Genomic DNA, 21,443 nt, shown 5'->3' on the forward strand with positions numbered 1-21,443 from the left:
GAATTGTTTCCGGAAGCAGACGTCCGAGACCCGATTGAAAGACTGCCACTCGAAGACCAGAAGGCGATCCGTTCTTTTCTAGATGCAGTGCGTAGTCAATCTACTAACGAGGTTGAATCGAATCCGTTCAATCTCCTTCCTTGGTAACCATCTTACCGCTGTTGCGACGTGGCCGTAGCACCCAGAAGCCTCCTTATTTCCGTCGTTGGCGAATGTGCAGCCCTAGCAGCCCGCATCCCAGCACGATCAACACCCATGACGAAGGCTCGGGCGTAGCCACGATCTGAAAGCCGTCGATCGCCGGCCGGTTGCCTCCCTGGTGGATCAACTCGAGCGTAAACGTCGAGCCGGTCAGGTTGTCGAACTCGGCATAAGTGGCCAAGGTGCGGTCGGCGTAGTCGGTGGCCGTGGCTTTGATAAACCCGTCGGTCGTGAAGTTGCTCGATTGCGTATAGAAAAATTCCTGGTCCCCTAGGCGAACGCTGCTGTCGGCGGCGAAGCCGAAGCCGACGACGTACGCAATCACCTCGTAGTGTGCGTAGGGAACATTCGACACCGTGACCTCCAACTGTGGCGATGGCGACCCAAAGAACTGCCCTTCGACCGCACCCCGGAACAAGCGTTCGTCGGGCGTGGTGTTTCCGCCGGAGGAATTGACTTCGGCATTGCCGTTGAACCATTGCACCGTCACGCCCGTCGCGGCCCCGGTGTTATCGACAAGCGTGCCAGCGACTGGCGATGCAACGTCGGCTGTGCTGCCATTGCCGAGCGGATTCGTATTGTTCCAATTCGTCTGCGGCACCAGGCCGGCCGATTCGTTCGGCAGAATCGGATAAGGGCCACCACCGAAGCGCGTGGCCGTGAAATTCAGGCCGATGGAATTAGCAGTGGCCGAACCGCAGATCGCAAGGAGTAGATACGAAGCGGCGGCGATAGTGGAGCGATGGCGCATGTGAGAGTCTCCAAACCAGGTGAAGGCGATTTCCTGCTCCCAGTCGACGGACCGAGGGGGAAGCTGGAAATCTGTGGTGATGACAACGCTATGGCACACGGACGCAATGCCCGATTGGCGATGGTGCGTTAGCGTTGCCCCCTGGGAAGACCCCGAAGATGGAACTCAAAAGTGGTCACGCGACAGCGACGATTGCCGTCGAACGACGATAGTAAGCAGGCTAATGAATGTTGTCAATTAGTGAAAAATGCAACGTCTTGGGGGCTGGGAAGTCAATGACCGATGCTTGATGCGAAGAAGCGAAATGCGATCGTTGTTGCGGCAGTGCGGCGCAGCGGAAGGGAAATCCGGCCCGGCCGACGTGCCGATAAACAAACGCGCGAGTGCGAGGAATGCGGGCGACACTTCGATTTAAACCGGCGCACAGCGCCCTGCTCACGCAGCTTCGTGAGCAGGGCGTCTGGCGTTTCTACGCTTGAGCCGGCTACTTCCGTGCTTTACGACAGAGCATCGCCGCGAGCCCTAAGGCGCCAATCGCCAGAAGGGCGACCGACGCCGGCTCGGGCACCGTGGTGACGAATCCGTGGTAAGTGAACGAGGAATCCAAGTAAGCGCCCACGATCGTGTTGCCCGAGATGCCGTGCGCCTCGGTACTGAAAGCTGCACTCGGGTCATTGAGAGTCGTGAACGAGGTCCCGTCATAGAAATAGCCGTGCAGACCGGAATTGTCTCCGAATAGTCCGACGACGTTGCTACCAGAAACCCCATAGGCGTACGTCCCTTGCACTCCGTTGTCGATCGTCGTGTAGGTCGAGCCATTGTAGAGAAAGCCGTGAGGGAAGCCGGTTGCGTCGATATACGTCCCCACGATATTGCTGCCGGAGATGCCGTAAGCGATGGTGCCCTTCACTCCCAGAGGATCGTCGAGGGTCGTGTAGGTAGACCCGTCGTAGACAAAGCCGTGCGGGACGTTCGAGGCATCGCGGTAGAAGCCCACGATATTGCTGCCCGAGATGCCGTAAGCCAAGGTTCCACCAACTCCCAACGGATCGTCGAGCGTGGTGTAAGACGAGCCGTCGTAAAGGAAGCCGTGAGATTGGCCCGAAGAATCGTCGTACGCCCCGACGATGTTGCCGCCTGAAATCCCATTGGCATTGGAGGTGCCCACTGCTAGCGGGTCATCGATTGTCGTAAACGTTGATCCGTTGTAGAGAAAGCCGTGGCTCACGCTGGAGGAAGTGTAGTAGGTGCCGACGATATTGCCGCCATCAACTCCACTGAGGACAGTGCCATCTGTTCCGAGCGGGTTATCAATCGTCGTGTAGTTGATAGCCGATGCCGGCCCCGGCAGAGCTGCCGACAAGCAAAGCGAGAATAGACATAGTGCTCCTGCAGATTGCGTCCTAATCATTAGCGCGCCTCCTTAAAGAAATAGAGATAGGGGAGTGTTCCAGACTCCGCTGATGAATACCAGCGGCTAGATCGTATCGCTGGATTCACGTATGTCAAATGAAAAGTGTATTACGGTTTGTAAACATATAACGCTTCTAGTCGTGTGTAAAGAAATTCAAGCAGCGCTCAAGCCATCTGTTGTGCCCGAGACGCACTTGACGGAAGCAGTACGCCATGAGACTGCCGAAAAGCAGTTGCAGAAAGTCGCTTAATTAGATATGCGAAGCAATCGCGCGAGATAGTCGTCATGACGGGAGCGCGCGAGAGGCTCCGGTCTAATTCAACGACGACGGTCTGAATTTGGCGGAGCGCACGGCATCCGAGGTTCTACGAATTCGATTTGTCGATTACTGCGGCTCCGGCAACCTTGAGCGACTGCCGTGCCGTTCTTTGAGAGTGTGCTGCTGTCATGGCGATTGAAGCGACGCAGGCAATCGCAGGTACGAGCCAAAAAATGGAAACGGCGAGCGGTCGCGCCGTGAGTACGCCTTCGCCGGGATAGAACAACGCAAAATGAAGGTCGAGATCCTGATCATACTTCGGAGCGTAGCAAAACAAGGGCCCTTCGACGACGCCTCTATACATCGTCTCCAACAGATCGCGCATTTTACTGGGAAAGGGAATGGACGCTTCAAAGCCGCTGATGTAAATGTAACCCGCTTCGATGTAAAACCACGGGAGCGTTGCCACCAGGGCGAAGGACGCCGCGAAGCTCGCGCGCATCCGTATCGATAGCTTCGTCGCTAAAGAGTCTGGGTGGCCAGAAAAAGGGATGAATAGCGATGATCCCGTTCGTGGACGCTTACCATTAGGGCTCTGACCGAACGTTGCGCAGATGGGCAGCAATGCTTCTTTGGAAATCTTCCTCCGACAACCTGCTTTGGCACTTCCAGCGCGCAAAAAAACCGCCGCCTCTGGATTGCAGAGGCGGCGGTTCAAATGTTTAACGCGTTGTCGACGTTGTCGTAGTGGTTACGCCTTCGGCGGGCTGCCGCCGGCGCCGACGGCTTCGGGCTCTGAGGCCGAGCTGTCGAAGACCAGTTGCTTGACGTCGCCCACCTTCTTCACGTCGACGGTGATCGTATCCTTGCCCTGGAACTCGCCCTTGAGTAGTTCTTCGGACAACGGATCTTCGACGTAATTCTCGATCGCGCGGCGTAGCGGTCGGGCACCGAAATCGGTGTTCGAACCCTTCTTGATCAAGAACTGCTTCGACTCGTCGGTGAGGATCAGCTTCAGACCGCGTTCGGCAAGCCGCTCGCGAACCTTGCTCACCTCGAGCTCGACAACCTCCTTTAGGTCGTTGAGATCCAGGTGGCGGAAGATAATCACGTCGTCGACGCGGTTCAAGAACTCAGGTCGGAAGACCTTCTCGATCCGCTCGTTGACGCGGCTCTTCATGCTCTCGTAGGTCGAGTCGTCGTCCGGCGATTGGAAGCCGAAAGATGACTCGTTCTTGATGGCCTCGGCACCCGCATTGGTCGTCATGATGAGGATCGTATTGCGGAAGTCGACGTTGCGGCCGAAGCTGTCAGTCAGACGGCCTTCTTCCATCACTTGCAACAGCATGTTGAACACGTCGGGGTGGGCCTTCTCGATTTCGTCGAGCAGGACCACGGCGTACGGGCGGCGGCGAATCTTCTCGGTCAATTGACCGCCTTCTTCGAAGCCGACGTAGCCCGGCGGGGCGCCGATCAAACGGCTGACGTTGTGCTTCTCCATGTACTCGCTCATGTCAATCTGGATCAGCGCCTCGTCGTCGCCGAACATGAACTCGGCCAGCGCCTTGGCGAGCAACGTCTTACCGACGCCCGTGGGGCCGGCGAAGATGAAGCAGCCGGTGGGGCGCTTCGGATCCTTCAAACCGCTACGGCTGCGCCGCACGGCCTTCGAGATCGACTTGATCGCCTCGTCCTGGCTGATAACCCGCTTGTGCAGGTCCTTTTCCATCTCCATCAGGCGCAGGCTGTCTTCGGTCGTCATCCGTGTTAGCGGGATGCCGGTCATTTTCGACACGACTTCGGCAATGACTTCCTCGTCGACCACGCCGTCGGTCTCGCGCGATTTCTCGCGCCAGTCGCGGGTGATGGACTGCTTTTTCTTCTTCAGCTTGTCGGCCTGGTCGCGCAGGGCGGCGGCCTTCTCGAAGTCCTGGTTGGCGACCGCCTCTTCTTTTTCCTTGTTCAGACGCTCGACCTCTTCGTCGATTTCCTTCAAGTCGGGCGGACGAGTCATCGCCTTCAGTCGGACGCGGGCGCCCGCCTCGTCGATGACGTCGATCGCCTTGTCAGGCAAGCAGCGGGCCGTGATATAACGGCTCGACAGTTCGACCGCGGCCCCGAGCGCGTCGTCAGTAATCTGCACGCGATGGTGCGACTCGTAACGATCGCGGAGACCTTTGAGGATCTCGACCGTCTCGGATTTGGTCGAAGGTTCGACCATGATGACCTGGAAGCGGCGATCCAGCGCCTGATCTTTTTCGATGTACTTGCGGTACTCGTCCAGGGTCGTGGCGCCGATGCATTGAATCTCGCCGCGAGCCAGGGCCGGCTTGAGCACGTTCGAGGCGTCGATCGCCCCTTCGGCTCCGCCCGCTCCGACCAGCGTGTGCAACTCGTCGATGAACAGAATCGTGTTCTTGACGCGGCGGACTTCGTTCATGACCGCTTTGATGCGCTCTTCGAACTGGCCGCGGTACTTGGTGCCGGCCACCATCATGGCCAGGTCCAGCACCACGATGCGGCGATCGCAGAGCAGCTCGGGGACGTTGCCGTCCACGACGCGTTGAGCAAAGCCCTCGACGATGGCGGTCTTGCCGACGCCGGCTTCACCCAACAGCACGGGGTTGTTCTTCGTGCGGCGGCTGAGAATCTGGATCGCGCGTTCGATTTCCTTCTCGCGGCCGATCACCGGATCGAGCTTGCCTTGCCGAGCCAGCTCGGTGAGGTCGCGGCCAAAGCTGTCGAGCGCCGGAGTCTTCGACTTCGGGCTCTTGCTCGATTCGGACGAACTGGCGCCGCCAGCCGGATTACGCTCGCCCCCTTCGCTCCCTTCGATGCCGTGGCCGAGCAGGTTCAGAACCTCCTCGCGGACTTCTTCGAGCTTGAGGCCGAGATTCATGAGCACTTGCGCGGCCACACCCTCTTGCTCGCGCAACAGGCCCAGCAGGATATGCTCGGTGCCGACGTAGTTGTGGTTGAGGTTGCGCGCCTCTTCCATCGAGTATTCGATGACCTTCTTGGCCCGCGGGGTCTGGGGCAACTTGCCCATCGTGACCATGTCCGGACCGCTCTGGACGAGCTTCTCGACTTCGAGGCGGATCTTGCGGAGATCGACGTCCAGATTCTTCAGCACGTTGGCAGCGACGCCGCTTCCCTCTTTGATGAGGCCCAGCAGCACGTGTTCGGTGCCAATGTATTCGTGATTGAACCGCTGCGCTTCCTGGTTGGCCAGTTGCATCACTTTTCGCGCGCGGTCGGTAAATCGTTCGTACATGCGCTCTCTCCGAGTTTCGTCCCCCACGCGGCCGTCACGTTTGTGGGGCCTAGCCGGGGCCGGTAGTTGTCTCGCTCAGTCCATCAGGATCGCTCAGGCTGCCTGACGCCATTCTGGCAGCGTTTTTCCCTCATCCTCACTATCTAGCACTTTGTGTTCCATTTCCTCAGCCGGAGGAGCCGGAGGTGGTTGCCGGGCTGGATGAGCCAGCAGGGCCAGTCGATTCTCTTTTTCGGTCAGTCGCTGATATTGCGTATCGATCTCGAGTTTCCAGAGCGTGGCCCGTTCCCATAAAGCCGCGGCGTCGAGCGTTTCGCGAGCTTCGTTGAAACGGTTCGTATGCCGGAGGGTTGCCGCCAGGAGGACCGTGGACTCGACATCGGAAGGAAAGCCTGCCACTTGTTTGCGGGCCAGCAGTTCCGCTTCGAGCCAATTCCCCCTTAAGTATTCCGCCAAGGCTTCGGGAAACAAGTCACTTGCGCCGGCGAGCTGCGCTTCCTTGGCTCGCGGTGACGTCCGCATCGAAACAAACAGTAACGCCAACCATCCAACGGCGTAGGCACCCCAGATCGTCCGGTCCAGATCCGGGCCTAACAACTCGTCCCACACCAAGGTCGCCGCCAACACCAATCCGGTGAGCACGGCATAGGAACTAGCCAATGCCAATCCCGACCACGCGCCGTGCCACCACAGGTCCGCTAACCCGGGCCACAAATAGATAGCCCATCGCAGGCTGCGCATTGGGAAAGACTCCTTTCTACCCGAGTGCATTCGCCGCGGAATTGTATCTCGCAGTCTGGATTCGAGCAAGGCAACTAAAAGACCCGCTTGACTTTAAGGCGGTTCGCGCGGGTCGTGGCGCAGGAACGATCGAATCCGAAATTCTTCGGCTCCCCGCGCGCCCGCTAGGAGCGATAATTCCCGTGGGAGAAGTGATTTGCGATTCCAACCCTGATTTGCCAAGCTGGCAGCCTATGAGCTGGTCTTTTACCGCCGCCGCGGAACGCGCGCTTGCCGAAGCTGCCGGCTGGAGCAGTCGCGCAGATCGTGACGAATTGGAGACGCCCGAGCTGCTGCTGGGGCTGCTGGCCGAGGAAGAATGCCGGGCCGCGCAGATGTTGCTGGCACACGGCATCGACGAGGCACGCGTCTACTTACACTGGCCGGGCCTACACCGCAGCGAGAACGGGGCACGGCGCGATTTCTCGCCGGCTGTTACATCGGCCATCGATGCCGCGGTGGATCGGCTGTGGGCTTATCCGCGTCCGCTGCACCTGGCGACCGAGCATTTACTGCTGGGGCTCGCCGCCGCGACCGGTGATGTCTCGACATGGCTGGCCGAGCAAGGCGTCAGCGCTGACGATCTCGAAGTGCAGATTCACGCCCTGTACGGACATGTGCCGGGGCCGATCACGCTCGAGGCGCCGGCCGAGGTCTTTGACGCCGTTCACGGGGCGGCGGTCGAATCCTCGCCGCGAGTTGACTCGGCGGTACCGGGGACTGGCTATGCCGCGGCGCCTAATGTAACTGGCTTTGCCGCATCTGAGGTGGCGCCCCTCGCCCTGCCCTCTTCCGGAGGGAGAGGGGTTGTAGAGACGCCCTCCTTCGGAGCGAAAGCGGTTGCGGAGGCGCCGTCTCTGGTAGCGGCAAATGTTGATGTGGCGCTATTGCGCTTGATCGATGCGGCGGCGAATCGGGCTCGCGAAGGGTTGCGCGTCGTCGAGGATTACGTGCGGATGGTCCTCGACGATCGTTACTTGACCAGCGAGCTGAAAAGTCTGCGGCATGAGCTCTCGGCCGCGCTATCGTCCTTTTCTAAGGCCGATCTGCTAGCGGCGCGCGACACGCTGGGGGATGTCGGTACCACGATCTCGACCGAGGCGGAGTTTACACGCGCGAATCTGGGCACGGTGGCGGCGGCCAATTGGAAACGCCTGCAAGAGGCGCTGCGCAGCCTGGAAGAGTACACCAAGGTCATCAAGCCCGCCGTGGCAGCGACCCTTGAACGATTGCGCTACAGGTCCTATACGCTGGAACGGGCCGTTGTGACCGTGCGCAATAGCGTGGCACGGCTGGCCGCGGCCCGGTTGTGCGTGCTGCTGGACGGTCGGGCCAGCGAAGCCGAATTTGTTCACCTGGTTGACGAATTGGTACACGCCGGCGTGGGGATGATCCAATTGCGTGACAAAAAACTTGCCGACGCCGACTTGCTGGAGCGGGCTAGACGGCTGTGCGAGCGCGCCCTACGCAGCGATGTGGTGGTGATCATCAATGACCGCGCCGATATCGCCAGCCTGGGCGGCGCCGACGGCGTTCACGTGGGACAGGATGACTTGCCGATCCGCGCGGCCCGGTCGATTGTCGGTTCGCAGGCCTTGGTCGGCTGCTCTTCTCATTCGCTGGAACAGGCAAGGCAGGCAGTCTTCAAGGGAGCGAATTACATCGGCGTTGGCCCGACATTTCCTTCGACGACTAAGACCTTCGATGCTTTTACCGGTGTCGAATTGCTACGCGAAGTGGCGGCCGAGATTCGCTTGCCGGCCTTCGCGATTGGCGGCGTGAATCTGCAGAACCTCGACGCGGTGATCGAGGCGGGTTTTTCGCGAGTCGCCGTGAGCGGAGGCATCCTGGCCGCGACGGATCCTGCGGCGGCCGCTAGGAAATTCGTCGAGCGACTGAACGAAGCTAACTAAACCGGCTGTGAATCGACCGCGTGTTGTATGACCTACGAAGTCGAACAGAAATTTCCGCTGGCGGATGTGCCTGCGTTCGAGGCGCGGCTTGCCGAGCTGGGCATAAAGGTCGGCGAGGCCGTGACGCAAATCGATCGTTACTTCAATCATCCCGAGCGCGATTTCGCGCAGACGGACGAGGCGCTGCGGATCCGTTCGGTCGGCGAAGCGAATTGCGTGACCTACAAGGGAGCCAAGGTCGACGCGACGACGAAGACACGACGCGAGATCGAACTGGCAATTCCGCCAGGCCCCAACGGGGCGGGCCAGTTCGCCGAGATGTTGACGGCGCTCGGCTTCCGCGAGGTAGCCACGGTGCGCAAAGAGCGGCGCACGGCGGATTGGGAATCGGAGGGGCGAACGGCCGAAATCGCGCTCGATCGGGTCGAGGGGGTGGGGCAATTCTGTGAAATCGAGCTGTCGGCCGACGAGGCCGATTTGCCGGCAGCCCGTCAGGCGCTGTCGAGCTTGGCCGCGCAATTGAGGCTGGGCACAAGTGAGCGGCGCAGCTATTTGGAACTGCTTTTGAGGGGTAGGGGCTGACCGACTGTCGCCTTGGAATCGGGCGGAAAACGGCCCGAAATGGTTAGAAAGCCTCGGGGCAAGACAGGTTTTTGGCCGGCCTGCCCGTTTCCCGCAGTGATTGGGGCGATTAAACTAATAGCAGCTTTCCGCCCGGCCGACTTTTTTCCAACGGCACGCGCCGTCTGCCCTGACGCTTGTCAGGCGCCCCCACCGAGGAGAGGTCACCATGATCAAGCAGGCTCGATTCTCGAAAGCAGCAGCTCTGTGCGCGGCTGTGTTGATTGTGACGTGCGGCAGTAGCGCGCGTGCGGCGGACAAAGCGAGCAAGACCACGAAGCAAGCGCCCAAGCAAGCCGGGGCCGATCGGCAAGACGATTTCTCCGCCATGGCCGATGACGACGCTGCCGCCGATAAGGCGGGCAAGGCCAAGGCCGCGGCCGACAAGCGCGCGGCAGCCAAAGCCAAGAAGGCCGAAGCGGCGCAGAAGAAGAAAGGCGAGAAAGCAGCCAAGCTTGCCAAGGAACGTGCGGACGAGGCAGCCGAAGAGCAGTTGATGCAACAACAGATGCAGCAAATGCAGCAGGCGCAACAAAACATGCGTGGTCGTCGCGGCGGTGGGCTGACGAACAACCAAGGCATGTTCATGTTGATGCGTCAGTACGATGCCAATGGCAACGGCCAGCTCGACCCGAATGAACTGCAAGCCATGAGGCTGGGCATGGCCCAAATGCAGGCCGGTGGTCCGAACCTCATCATGGCCCAGCAAATGCAGCGCTTTGACGCCAATGGAAACGGCCAACTCGATCCGAGTGAGATGGCGACGATGCAGAAGGCCATGACCCAGGGAGTTAGCGGTGGAATGATCGGCGGCGGGGCGCAAATTCCGCAACAGATTCCGAAGAATAATTAGCCCGCCTAGTTATTCTTGTGCGGGCCTGCCAAGCCAATAGTTCGGTTTACGGCTGGTATTGGCAATAGCGTTAGGCACCCTCGGTGCCTGCTCGCAGCTTAGGTCCCTGACTCATCGGCTTGACGCCTGCGCTGCTGCGCAATCACCTCTGCAGCGGACTTCGCTGTTGTCGTGCCGGAACGATATGCCGCAGATCGTTGTTGCAATGTTGCAAGTAGATCTTCAGGGGGCTGGGGTGATTCGCATTGGGACTCTCGATCGCTATTCGGCATAGTTCGGTTCCTTGGGGATGTATTTAAACCTCCGGGGCTTTCTCTGGGATTATTTCCGCGCAGCGGCATTCTCTCGCTCGTCGACGCGGAAGGGATTGCGCCCCGTGATCAGTCGGGCCGGGGCGTTGCGCGTGGTGTAGTTCCAGGCCCATTGGATCAGGATCAACACGCGGCTCTGAAACTGGATGATGAACATCAAGTGGATGAACAGCCACATCAACCAAGCCAGTAGCCCCGAAAAGCGAATCCCTCGCACGTCAGCCACGGCGCGGCCTCGGCCGATCGTGGCCATCGTGCCTCGATCGAAATAATGGAACGGCTTGAGCGGTTTCCCCTCGCGGCGACTGCGTAGTAGCTTGGCGACGTATTTTCCCTGCTGCATCGCGATGGGTGCGAGGCCCGGTAGAGGTTCGCCCGTCGGGTCGCTGCAATTTGCCAGGTCGCCGATGACGAAGATCTCGGGATGTCCGGCGAGCGACAGGTCGGGTTCGACAACAAGCCGGCCGGCGCGGTCGAGCTTGGCGCCCGTCCCCTCGGCCACGATCTTTCCCAGGGGTGAAGCAGCGACGCCGGCGGCCCACAGCACGGTGCGCGCGTCGAAGATTCGCTCTTCGCTATTGAACCGCACGGTCACTTCGTGCGCCGCGATGTCGGTCACCTTGCCGCCGGTGCGAACCGTGACGCCCAGGTGTTCCAGCGAAAGTGCCGCCTTCGCTGACAGCGACGATTGATACGTGGGCAACACCCGATCGGCTCCTTCGACCAGGATGATGCGCGCCGACGCGGGATCGAAGTGGCGGAAGTTGTTGCGCAGCGTATAGCGGGCCAACTCGGCGACGGCGCCCGCCAGCTCCACGCCGGTGGGCCCGCCGCCGACGATGACGAACGTGAGCAATGCCTGGCGGCACACCAAGTCCGGTTCGCGCTCGGCTGCTTCAAAGGCCGATAGCACGCGGCGGCGAATCTCGGTGGCGTCCTCGATCGATTTCAGGCTGGGGGCCCATTGCTCCCACTCGGGATGACCGAAGTAATGGTGCGCCGAGCCGGCGGCGACGACCAGCACGTCGTAGGGAATCGTCTCTTCGCGCAAGATCACCTCGCGCTTTGAGACATCAATATGCGTGACCTCGGCCAACAGCACTTGGACGTTGTCGTGCGCTTTGAAAATGGCGCGTAACGGGGCCGCGATATTGGCCGGCGATAATCCACCCGTGGCCACCTGATACAGCAGCGGCTGAAACAGGTGAAAGTTGCGCCGATCGATGAGCGTCACATCGACCGGCTCGCGCGCTAGCGCCCGGGCGGCGTTCAGTCCGCCGAACCCGCCGCCGATGATGACCACGCGTTGTCGAGCGGACATGCGATGCCTCTTAAGTCTTCGAATTCGAGACGCAGAGAAGCGCACCTGCAACTAGTCGGCGGACGCGGCAGCCCTGGCTTTGTTGATCGCGACAATCGCGATAAAGATTTCGTCCCCGATTTTTCTAACACATTCGCCATTTACCCGCCGGCAAGCATACATCACACCTAGATGTCAGCTCGGCTGCTAAGTGGCTTGCGGGCATGGGGTCGGGCGGTTGTCTGCTGGCGGTTGGACCTTTATAATTCCAGTCTTCATCGACGCCCGCCCTTGCCTGTGATGGCATTCGTTCCGCTACCGACGGTTCCGCCGTCGGCCGGTGGGTTTGTTTCTTGATAAGGAGATTCTGCTGTGGCAATCCGCGTGGCAATCAACGGTTTTGGTCGTATCGGTCGGCTTGTGTTTCGCAATTTGATGGCCCGTCCGAAAGAATTCGAAGTCGTCGCGATCAATGACCTGACGAATAACAAGATGTTGGCCACGCTGCTGAAGTACGACAGCACGCACCGCCGTTACCCGGGCAAGGTGCAGTACGACGATACGTCGCTGACGGTCGACGGTAAGCGGATTCACGCCCTGGCCGAACGTGATCCCTCGAAGCTTCCCTGGGGAGCCGAAAAAATCGACGTCGTGATCGAAAGCACCGGCATCTTCACCGGCCGCGCTGCCAATGGTAAGCCTGGCTACGACACGCACCTGGAAGCCGGCGCCAAGAAAGTGATCCTCAGCGCTCCGGCCAAAGACGGCGCCGACTTGACGTGCGTGCTGGGAGTGAACGACGAGAAACTCACTTCGGCGATGAAGTGCGTCTCGAACGCCAGTTGCACGACCAACTGCCTGGCCCCCATTGCGAAGGTATTGAATGACAAGTGGGGCATCGAGAAGGGACTGATGACCACGGTCCACGCCTATACGAACGATCAAAGCGTGCAGGACCTGCCACACGCTGATCCGTATCGTGCCCGGGCCGCGGCCCAGAACATTATTCCCACCTCGACGGGCGCTGCGAGCGCGGTGGGCTTGGTGATTCCGGAATTGAAGGGGAAGCTGACCGGTATTTCGTTGCGTGTTCCGGTCGTCACGGGCAGCATCGTCGACCTGACGGCGATCATGTCGAAGCCGGTGACCGAGGCCGAGGTGAAGGCGGCCATGAAGGACGCGGCCGAAGGCTCGCTGAAGGGCATTCTGGAATACACCGAGGATCCGATCGTGTCGTCGGACATCATCGGCAACCCGCACAGCTCGATCTTCGCAGCCGACTTCACACAAGTGATCGGCGGCAACATGCTGAAGGTCCTCAGCTGGTACGACAACGAGTGGGGCTACAGCAGCCGCACGGTCGACCTGGTTGCCAAGTTCGGCAATATGTAAGCCTGGCGAAATGCAAATTTGCTGGTGAGCTGCGGTCGTTTTTATCCGCGGCACATCGCTATCGAGAATTAATAAATCAGCCCGTGGTGCCGGCGAGGGATTTCAATATCCCTTGCTGGCGCTGCGGGCTGGTTTGTTTTTTGTTCGAGCACGCTCATTCGCCTTTGGCGAAAAAGCATGGCACCACGGGGTGACACGGGCGCATGGGCTGCACGGTATGGCACTGACGTTCGAATGATGCGCGCTTACGCCACCACAGAGATCGTGGCGTTCGATGTGACGACGTATCCCGAACTGCCGGTTTTCAGCCGGAAGCTGATTGTGCGGTTGCCGAGCATCGGTTTCGCTACGATGTTGTTGAACTCGATGTTCTGGATCACCGCCAGGATCCCGGCTTGTGTGGCATTGCCGTTGAACGTGACGGTCACGGTACGACCGGCAGTAAAGCTGCCGATGGTGATGCCGTCGTACGTGAGCGTACTGCCCGACACGACCAACGGACCGGCGGATTGGATCGTCAGGCGATCATTCACATAGGCGGACGTATCCACCACGGTCAGCGTTGAATTGGCCGTGGCGAGACCGCCCGTCGAGAGCGTGGCCGCAGACGCCACCACAACCGGCGCGGCGCCGGAACCGTACGTGACAGCCGGGCCGGCGACGTTCAGCACCGTCGCGGGAACCAGTTGAACCGTTTGCGTCATTGTCACCGGAAAGCCCGAGCTGCCGGCCTTCAGCTCGAAGCTGATCGGTCGGTTGGCGATCATCGGACTGGGTACGATGCTGATGAAAGTAATGTTCTGCATCACCGCCAGGACGGCGCCCTGCGTGGCATTGGTATTAAACGTGACGGTCACGGTTCGACCGGTCGTGAACGTGCCAACCGCGGTGCCGTTGTAGATGAGCGTCGTGCCCGACACGACCAGCGCACCCGAGGATTGAATCCCCAGGCGATCGTTCAGGTAGGGTGACGTGTCGGTGACCTTCAGCGATGAGTTGGCCATCGCGCTGCCGGTCGTGAGCGTGGCCGCGGGAGCAATGGCGATCGGCGCCTCGCCGGGATTGTAAGTCACGGCCGGTCCGCCGACGGTGGTGCTGGTCGAGGAAATCAGCTCGACGGTTTGCGTTGTCGAGGCGGGATAGCCCAGGCTGCCGACTTTTAGCGCGACGCTGATCGTGCGATTGCCGAGCATCGGCGCGGAAACGATGTTCGTGAAGGTGATATGTTGTGCCACGGCCTGAATCGCGTTCTGCGTGGCGGTGCCATTGAACGTCACGGTCACGGTCCGGCCCGCGGTAAAGGTGCCTACCATCGTACCGTTAAAAATCAGCGCGTTGCCCGACACGACGAGCGCGCCAGAGGACCAGATCGACAGGCGATCATTCACATACGGCGATTTGTCCGTGACGGTCAGCACCGAATTGGCAAATTCACCGTCGCCGATCGAAAGCGTGGCGTCGGGCGCGACCAGGATAGGCAGTCCTCCCGGATCGTAGACCGCGGCGCCGGTGTTGATCGATAGTGACGATGCGGGCGAGTTGACGATGTCGCCACCGAGGAAGGTTCCGGCAGCCGTCAGCTTCCAGGGGCTCCAGGGATTGTTGGACAGCTCTTCGTAAACTTGCTGGTCAGAGTTGATCGAGAAGACAATCGTGGTGCCGGCGCTGTTATTGAACGACGTGATTCCCTTGCTGGTGCCGGGCTGGGTCAGCGTCCAGCCCTTCCAGTTGTTGGCACTGGTTTCGACATAGACCTGGCCATCCTCGCCCACGGCGACCACCTTCACGGGGCTTTGGGCGGTAGTGGCTGTTGGTGCTGAAATTTCCTGGACGATGCCGGTCTGCGTCAGGGTCCAAACGCTCCAGGTGCCGCCTGTGATCGAATGTTCGGTCCACACCTGATTGTCGGCGCCGATGGCGAATACGTGCGTTTCGCCGACGCTGTCCATCATCACGCTGATTTGCTTGGCGGTGCCGGCCCGCGTCAGCGCCAACGGGGACCAGCTTCCGCTGGAAGTGGTCGACTCGCTATACACCTGGCTGTCCGAGCCAATGATGAACAGTTGCAGCGAACTGCCGGGCGCGACATTTGCCTGCGCGGCAATATCCGAGGCGTATCCGGCTTGCGTTAACGACCAGGCGGACCACACGCCGTTTTGCAAGACCTCTTGATAGACCTGGTTGTCGTCGCGAATGGCGAAGAGATGCAGATTTCCGGCGCCGTCGTGCGCTGCGGCGATTTCTTTCACCGTGCCCGCCTGTGTCAAGGTCCAGGCGTTCCAACCGCCGAGGCCATTCGAGGTCTCGAGATAGACCTGGTGGTCGGTGCCGATGGCGAAGACGTCGGTCTGAGTTCCTTGATTCGTTTGGATCGACGCGATCGAGCCCGACACGGGCGATCCGGAGAGAACGCGCCGATCTTCAAGCGACTCGAATCCCAGCCGGCGTCCGCGTTGGGGGCGTGTCGACTTGCGCTTCGTCGCGGCTGTTCCGCGTCGCCACCCGACGATCTTGCCAATGAAGTCCGCCATCGCCACCTTCCCTGGTGAATCGCCCGCTTGAGATGTGCAGTGCTCGCGCGGCCTATCGGGCAGGCCGGATCGGTGTTCGTCGACCGACGTCACGGGCCATTGTGAAGTGCGAAGAGCCCGGGATTGTCGCCGGAGGACGAAGTTTCAGCTTCCGAAGGGAAGGCTTGATCCCGTCCACCGATCGTTTAAGCGCGGCGGATTTTCGGCGCCCGGCGGCCCTACGGCAACCTCAAACTGCTGACGACTTGGTAACACGCGTGCTAGCGTCTGGTGCCCCGGCGCGGTTGGTTGACGGCGATGGATGTCGAGAGTAGGGAGCTGTGCAGGGTGGATGAGGGGGGATTTCAATCGCAATGACAAAGTAATAGGGCGTTAATGCTCTCGCTCCCTCTTGAAGCCATCTGGGGGCTCTGTGCTAAATATCTCTGGATTCAGTGGCTCGTCGAAAACGATGGCACTTTGCACCCAATCGGATTCGGCTCTGTGTGGATCGGTGGTGCGTAATGAGATTTCGACCTGCACGGGCAGTTTCGTCTTCGGGTCCAGCCAATACTTGCGAGTCCAAGTATCCGTGCCTTTGGCACGCTCAACCTTTTTAATGACCTCAAAGCCATTTGCGACCTTGCCGTCAATGAATCGGTCATTGAGTTTTGTTGCCGTCTCGATGGGCACGTTCCGCATGCGACCGTAGTAATCAACTTGCGGCTGTGGCTCCGGTTTCGATTCGACAACCTCACCCTTGTCATTGATGCCAAAGATTTGCCGGACGTACTCGTAGCTTTTGGCATCCGGCGATAGGCTCAAGTGAATGCCCTTTTTGGCATCCGTGATTTGCACGTAGGAACTGGAGTCGCCAGATTCCGGTTCATCGCCCGGTGTATGCGTCATTTCCTCTCGCATGCGATACCGGCCCATCACCTTGACACGGCGAATCAGACCCTGCACTTTTGGGCCGCTCGGAATTCGAATCGTCCGTGTTTCGGTGTATTGGACGGTGTGGCCATCGGACAGATCGCTCGTGCTGGCAAAAGGCTGACGAGTGACGTTACTATCATTCGCCTTTATTTGAATGGTGGCTGTTGCAGGCTTGAGGGAAGAGGAGAACTTGTTCGTCTCATCTTCGGTGCGATCACTATGAGGTGTCAGCAGTTCTGGCCGGGCGCGATACGCTTTGTTGTTATCCGTGCGATTTCCATGATCCTGCGGAGAGGCTTCTTTAGACGAATCTGCCTTTAACTCGCCGGCCGGTTCGCTGCCGTCTTCTTCGGTTATGGCCCAGTCAGCGACATAAACGAATCCATTGATGCCTGCGGGGGGGGCGGCAACTGAAATCTGCGTCTTGGGCAGTGCAGCACGTAAACGAGCCATTTCTGCGTCGGACACCTTCATACCAACGGCAGAAATGTAGCTCAACCGCTTGAGGTCGCTTAACTTAATCAGTCCGTCAACCGTGATGTTGGCGTCGTCCAAATTAAGCATTCGCAAATTAGGCAGCATTCCAATGGCATTGAGGCCCTGATCGGTGATCATCGTCTTGCCCAAGTAGAGCCATTCGAGCGTCGGCAGGCGGCGTAGCAGTTGAAATCCTTCGTCATTGAATGGTGAATCGGATAGCGTTAGCGTTCTCAACTGCTTGAGATTCGCAAGTCCCGCCAAGCCTGTGCCAGTGATTTTGCTGTCGGGCAAGTTCAGGATTTCAAGGGCGTGGAGATTTGCAAACTTCGCCAAGCCATCGTCGCTTAATCCGCTGCCGGTAAGCGACACCTGCGTAAGCTGCTCAAACGCCACTAGTTTTTGTAATGCGGCGTCTCCGACGACACCTACGCTACCGAGTCCAAGTTTTCGCAAGTCTTTCAGTCGTTTAAGCGCTGTTAGAGTCTGCTCATGAAGTTCTACTGAGTCCAGATACAATTCTTGTAGGCTCGGTGCCTTGACGAGCGCGTCAACGCCGTCAACGCTCATCCCAAGGCCGTATATCCGCAAACTGCTGAGGGATTGCATCTGCCCGACCGCAGCCAATACCGCGTTGCCAAGGTCTTCCTTCACCCTCGGGCCCACGTTGGTGATCGTCATGGATCTCAAATTTGACAAATCTTTGAGAGGGCCAATGTCCTTGGGGCCTAGTTCAGTCGCGGGAAATTCGACCTGAAGAGATATCGATTCTAGTTGCGTGAGCTTGGCGAGTACCTGCAGATTATCGTTGTCGATTCGGATGGGAAACGCTGAAAGATGCCGCAATGATTTAACCGCTGCCAAATGTGCATACCCTGAGCCACGAACTTTGGCGCAATTACTCAGATTCAGATTCGCGAGTTTATCAAGGCCGGTAAGATGCCGGAGTCCGTCGTCTGTAATGTCGCCATTGAAGATTTGAAGACCGGTGAGACTGCGAATCAGGCTGATTTCCTTGAGCCCCTTGTCGCTGATGCCAACGGGGCCGGCTGCGCCGTTCAATTCGAGAATCTTGACGCCATCGACAAGTTGGGCAAACCGTCGCCATCCCTCGTCACTGATCTCATAATCAAGAAGGGTCAAACGGTCGCATTCGGATAATTCTGGCGCTCGTTCCAGCACTCCGTCCGACAAGTGTGACAAGGCCAGATTGTTCAAGGGACGCTTTAGTTCCAATTTCCCGAGAGACTCGATTCCAACATGCTCTTCCAGATCAAGGTAAAGCCATTCGAGATCAGGCAAGTCATTCACTAGACGCAGGTCAGCGTCTGTTCCCTTCCAGCCGCCTTGAATGCCGATCTGTTTCAAGGTGGCGGGTGTGGCTCCAAGTTCTTTTAGCCGCTTGAGAGAACGCTGGGCGGCTGGATCGGACTTTGCTGTCTGTGCCTCTTCATGAGCGGGGTCGGCGGTAAACGTACCCGTAACTGTTGCCGGTACCTCCTTCTCTGTTCCAGCCCCACTGACCAACTCCTTATCCGGTGTGTCGCCCTTAGATTGATCCGTATGGGGCTGATTCGGAATAGGCTCCGCCTCAGCCTCAGCGTCATCCGCCTGCTTGCGGAGTTTGAAACGTAACGGAACAATCCCGCCACTGGGTAGATCGGTGGGGACATTCGACGAATCGACGACTTCGTAGCCGCGTGGCGGTAACGGGCCATACATATGCTTGCCAGCCGGTACAAGCTTGCGAAGCTTCCCAGCGGTATTTGTCTCGCCATAAATAACATGCCCAGTCCATTTAGCGCCTCCTTCGAATTCCGCAGCGTCTGCAACTATGACGTTCGGGATTCCTCGGCCACTGTCCGCGTCAACAACTTCGATATCTAAAGTGCAAGCCGCTGGAAGCTGAATAACGATTGTCTGCTCTTGTGGTTTATCGTTAACCACCAGCGGGAGTCGCATCGCAATGTACCCTGCTCGTAACGTCGCGCTGCCCGGGCGAATATCAAGCGTGTATTCGCCCGGCAAGACGGCACGATTCAGAACACCGGCTTCGTCAGTCCTTCCCGTAATAAAGATATTTTCTCGATCACGATGTACACCCCAAATACTTACGCCAGTCACGGGCACGCCCGTGTCCCCATACTCCACTTTCAATTGAACATTGCGGGCATGGGTCAATCGTAGGTTCGCTTCGCCAACGATCAATTTTCGGCCGTTGTCTTCCCGCTCTAGCCCCGGATCGTCGGTAAGCCCCACTTCAAAACCGTAATCACCAAAGTCTGGATGCGTGACCCTGATGAACGCCGCTGTTTCCTTCGTCAGACCGGGCAAGACAAAATGGCCTTCGGCGTCCGAAATCGTGATTGGCGCATCATCGAGTGCGATCAAGTAGCGGTCGTCTCGTGCTGGTTTGACTTCGCTTCCCAGTTTATGGCATTGCTGAAGAACGATTTCCGCGCTCGGAATCGCGTTGCCCGCCTCGTCCAGGACTCTCCCGTTCAAAACCGCCTCATTGTCGAATTTGAGGTCGGCGACGAGGTTGTCATCCGCGTAGACGGCGCGCCGCTCATCCGGATTGCCTTGAGCGCGATTTACAGGATAAAAATAGCGATCTCCCTGCCAAGCAAGCCCTAGTTTGGGCGCGGTCCCATATATCTGGAAAGCCCCTCGGGGGTGCTCGCGAGAATCCAAGGGCAACTTCGCATCGCGAAATTCGAATGCTCCCTCGCTATCTGTGGTTGTGTTCGCGATACTTTTCTCCCGATCTACGCCCAGTGGCATGAGGTATACCCGTGCGCCGGCTACCGGGTTGTTGTGAGCATCCGTTGCATGGCCCGTAAGCGTAATCGCGTGTTCACCAGAAACTCGCCGCACTTTCGAAATGTCTTCAGCGGGAGCGAAGTTTATGCCCCCCTTTTTCTTCGCCACGCTGACAAGTTCTTGTGTTGTTTTCGTCTCTTGAGCAACAAGTCTCCAGGGAACGACGGTCGTTATTCCAGTCGTTGAAAGCAACAACGCAGCCACCGCCATGCGTCGCGCGGAAAACGGTTTCAGGCGAGCCATCGTCAAAATTCGTCGTTCAAGATTGCGATAGGCACCCACGACTCCAGCAACCGCAAGGCCGGGGCGAGAACCCAAGCAAGAGAGGGCGGATACCTTTGCGAGCAAGCGACCGTAGTCTGCCGGCTGGGCAACTCCATTCTGTATCAGCATCTCGTCGCACGCCGCCTCTTGCGCTTCGGACCACCGTCGAACCATGAGCCAAACGAGAGGATTAAAATAAAATAACCAAGTCACCACCGTGGGGAGCCAGTTCCACGCTAAATCGTGTCGTTTGAGGTGCGCCAACTCGTGAGCCAACATCATGCGTTGTTCAGGTTCGTCAAACGTCTGCTCAGTATTTTCGGGGACGATAATCGCTGGCCGCCAAATCCCGACGAGGACGGGACTTCGCACGTCGGGCGATTGATGCACGGCCGGCACCCGATGAACGCCCAGCCTCCCTCCTTCCTCGACGCATAGCTGTAGGAGGCACGATGTTGTCTTGACCTTTCCCGCATTTAGCAATCGACCTGCGGTGCTCCACTGTCGAATGCTTCGGTAGATGCAAAAAGCCTTGCCGAGCAACCAGATCGGTAGAAGAAACGCCCAGAATGTTATCGCTATTCTGACTGGTTCGTGTCGTAGCGGTGGAGGAGCAAAATCACGTTTTTCAAAGCTCGGCTCAAGGCTCCAGTCGACTTTTGTTTGCGGCATCGGGGCGCGGATTGAGGTCTGTTGCACCCGCGCCGGCAGAAGTTCTAGCTCGATTGGCTGACCCCAGACAAATGTGACGAGCAACTTTAGACAGACTAACCGCCACATCCAGCAAACGACCCGAGGCGACAATTTGAACCAGCGAGTAATTGCCCAAGCAATCGCCACCGCGATGGCACCCTGCGACGAGGCTCGCCATAGAGCCGTCGCCCACACGTTTGCAAAATCGTTCCAGGCCGAGATCATGTTCGCTCCTTTTCCCTCGCTTCAATGCGTTTCAGAAGTTGCTCGATTTTGCGAGCCTCTGCAGGGGTAAGCAGCGAAGATTTAGAAAGGTATGCCATGAACGGCGAGACCGCTCCGCCCAATGACTCGTCCACGAAGTCGGCAATCAGGCCGCGCAGAAACTCGGCCTTACCCAACGTAGGACTGTACATCTGCAAACCGTTCACCTTCTTGCGAATAAGAAAACCTTTTGCTCGCAGACGTACCATTGTCGTCAGGAGGGTCGTCCTGGCGCGGCCGGTTGTCTCCGCGAAGTAGTCGGCGACTTCCCGAACGGAAATGGGGTGATGGTCGCCGACGTATTGCAGAACGTCGAGTTCTAGCGGACCAAGAGCTTCTTTGGGGGACATAGACTTCTCCTTGGACTATCTTGATAGTCAGGCTATCCGAGACTATTGCAATAGTCA

The 21,443-nt window shown here is 58.7% G+C and carries 13 protein-coding genes; 4 read left to right on the top strand and 9 right to left on the bottom strand.

The window, feature by feature from the left end; all coding sequences use genetic code 11:
- Window positions 1-193: 193 nt before the first annotated feature.
- The 5 genes from VGN12_26770 to VGN12_26790 all read right to left on the bottom strand — a co-directional run bounded on the left by VGN12_26770 (window position 194) and on the right by VGN12_26790 (window position 6,640).
- Window positions 194-952 (bottom strand): PEP-CTERM sorting domain-containing protein, encoded by a 759-nt coding sequence (locus VGN12_26770; GenBank protein HEY4313085.1) that lies wholly within the window; start codon window positions 950-952, stop codon window positions 194-196.
- A gap of 484 nt (window positions 953-1,436) precedes the next feature.
- Entirely contained in the window at window positions 1,437-2,363 is a 927-nt protein-coding gene (locus VGN12_26775) for a PEP-CTERM sorting domain-containing protein (protein ID HEY4313086.1), read from the bottom strand.
- A 368-nt stretch (window positions 2,364-2,731) separates the two neighbouring features.
- Window positions 2,732-3,343 carry a hypothetical protein gene (locus tag VGN12_26780; protein ID HEY4313087.1) on the bottom strand — a complete coding sequence of 204 codons (612 nt, stop codon included), beginning with the start codon at window positions 3,341-3,343 and terminating at the stop codon, window positions 2,732-2,734.
- A 33-nt stretch (window positions 3,344-3,376) separates the two neighbouring features.
- Window positions 3,377-5,899 carry an ATP-dependent Clp protease ATP-binding subunit gene (locus VGN12_26785; GenBank protein ID HEY4313088.1) on the bottom strand — a complete coding sequence of 841 codons (2,523 nt, stop codon included), beginning with the start codon at window positions 5,897-5,899 and terminating at the stop codon, window positions 3,377-3,379.
- A 93-nt stretch (window positions 5,900-5,992) separates the two neighbouring features.
- Window positions 5,993-6,640 carry a hypothetical protein gene (locus tag VGN12_26790; protein HEY4313089.1) on the bottom strand — a complete coding sequence of 216 codons (648 nt, stop codon included), beginning with the start codon at window positions 6,638-6,640 and terminating at the stop codon, window positions 5,993-5,995.
- Window positions 6,641-6,873: 233 nt separating this feature from the next.
- Here VGN12_26790 and VGN12_26795 point away from each other — a divergent pair, with 233 nt between their 5' ends.
- From VGN12_26795 to VGN12_26805, 3 genes are all read left to right on the top strand, one after another.
- Window positions 6,874-8,592 carry a thiamine phosphate synthase gene (locus VGN12_26795; GenBank protein ID HEY4313090.1) on the top strand — a complete coding sequence of 573 codons (1,719 nt, stop codon included), beginning with the start codon at window positions 6,874-6,876 and terminating at the stop codon, window positions 8,590-8,592.
- Between the two features lie 27 nt (window positions 8,593-8,619).
- Window positions 8,620-9,174, top strand: coding sequence for a class IV adenylate cyclase (gene cyaB / locus VGN12_26800; protein ID HEY4313091.1), 555 nt, complete (start codon window positions 8,620-8,622; stop codon window positions 9,172-9,174).
- 208 nt (window positions 9,175-9,382) lie between these two features.
- The gene (locus tag VGN12_26805) at window positions 9,383-10,066 is read left to right on the top strand and encodes an EF-hand domain-containing protein (protein ID HEY4313092.1); all 684 of its coding nucleotides are present in this window, start codon (window positions 9,383-9,385) and stop codon (window positions 10,064-10,066) included.
- Between the two features lie 321 nt (window positions 10,067-10,387).
- On the opposite strand, the gene VGN12_26810 is transcribed toward VGN12_26805, so the two are convergent.
- Window positions 10,388-11,698, bottom strand: coding sequence for an NAD(P)/FAD-dependent oxidoreductase (locus tag VGN12_26810; protein HEY4313093.1), 1,311 nt, complete (start codon window positions 11,696-11,698; stop codon window positions 10,388-10,390).
- Window positions 11,699-12,049: 351 nt separating this feature from the next.
- Here VGN12_26810 and gap point away from each other — a divergent pair, with 351 nt between their 5' ends.
- A complete protein-coding gene (gap, locus tag VGN12_26815; protein HEY4313094.1) occupies window positions 12,050-13,069 on the top strand; it encodes a type I glyceraldehyde-3-phosphate dehydrogenase in 1,020 nt (339 codons plus the stop codon).
- A gap of 245 nt (window positions 13,070-13,314) precedes the next feature.
- Here gap and VGN12_26820 read toward each other — a convergent pair whose 3' ends face one another.
- From VGN12_26820 to VGN12_26830, 3 genes are all read right to left on the bottom strand, one after another.
- Window positions 13,315-15,600, bottom strand: a complete 2,286-nt coding sequence (locus VGN12_26820; protein ID HEY4313095.1) for a hypothetical protein — start codon at window positions 15,598-15,600, stop codon at window positions 13,315-13,317.
- 372 nt (window positions 15,601-15,972) lie between these two features.
- A complete protein-coding gene (locus VGN12_26825) occupies window positions 15,973-20,997 on the bottom strand; it encodes a M56 family metallopeptidase (protein ID HEY4313096.1) in 5,025 nt (1,674 codons plus the stop codon).
- Window positions 20,994-21,386 (bottom strand): BlaI/MecI/CopY family transcriptional regulator, encoded by a 393-nt coding sequence (locus VGN12_26830; protein HEY4313097.1) that lies wholly within the window; start codon window positions 21,384-21,386, stop codon window positions 20,994-20,996. Before VGN12_26830 ends, VGN12_26825 begins: the two co-directional genes overlap by 4 nt.
- Between the last annotated feature and the right edge of the window lie 57 nt (window positions 21,387-21,443).

The sequence above is a fragment of the Pirellulales bacterium genome (genome assembly GCA_036499395.1).
Classification (GTDB): domain Bacteria; phylum Planctomycetota; class Planctomycetia; order Pirellulales; family JACPPG01; genus JACPPG01.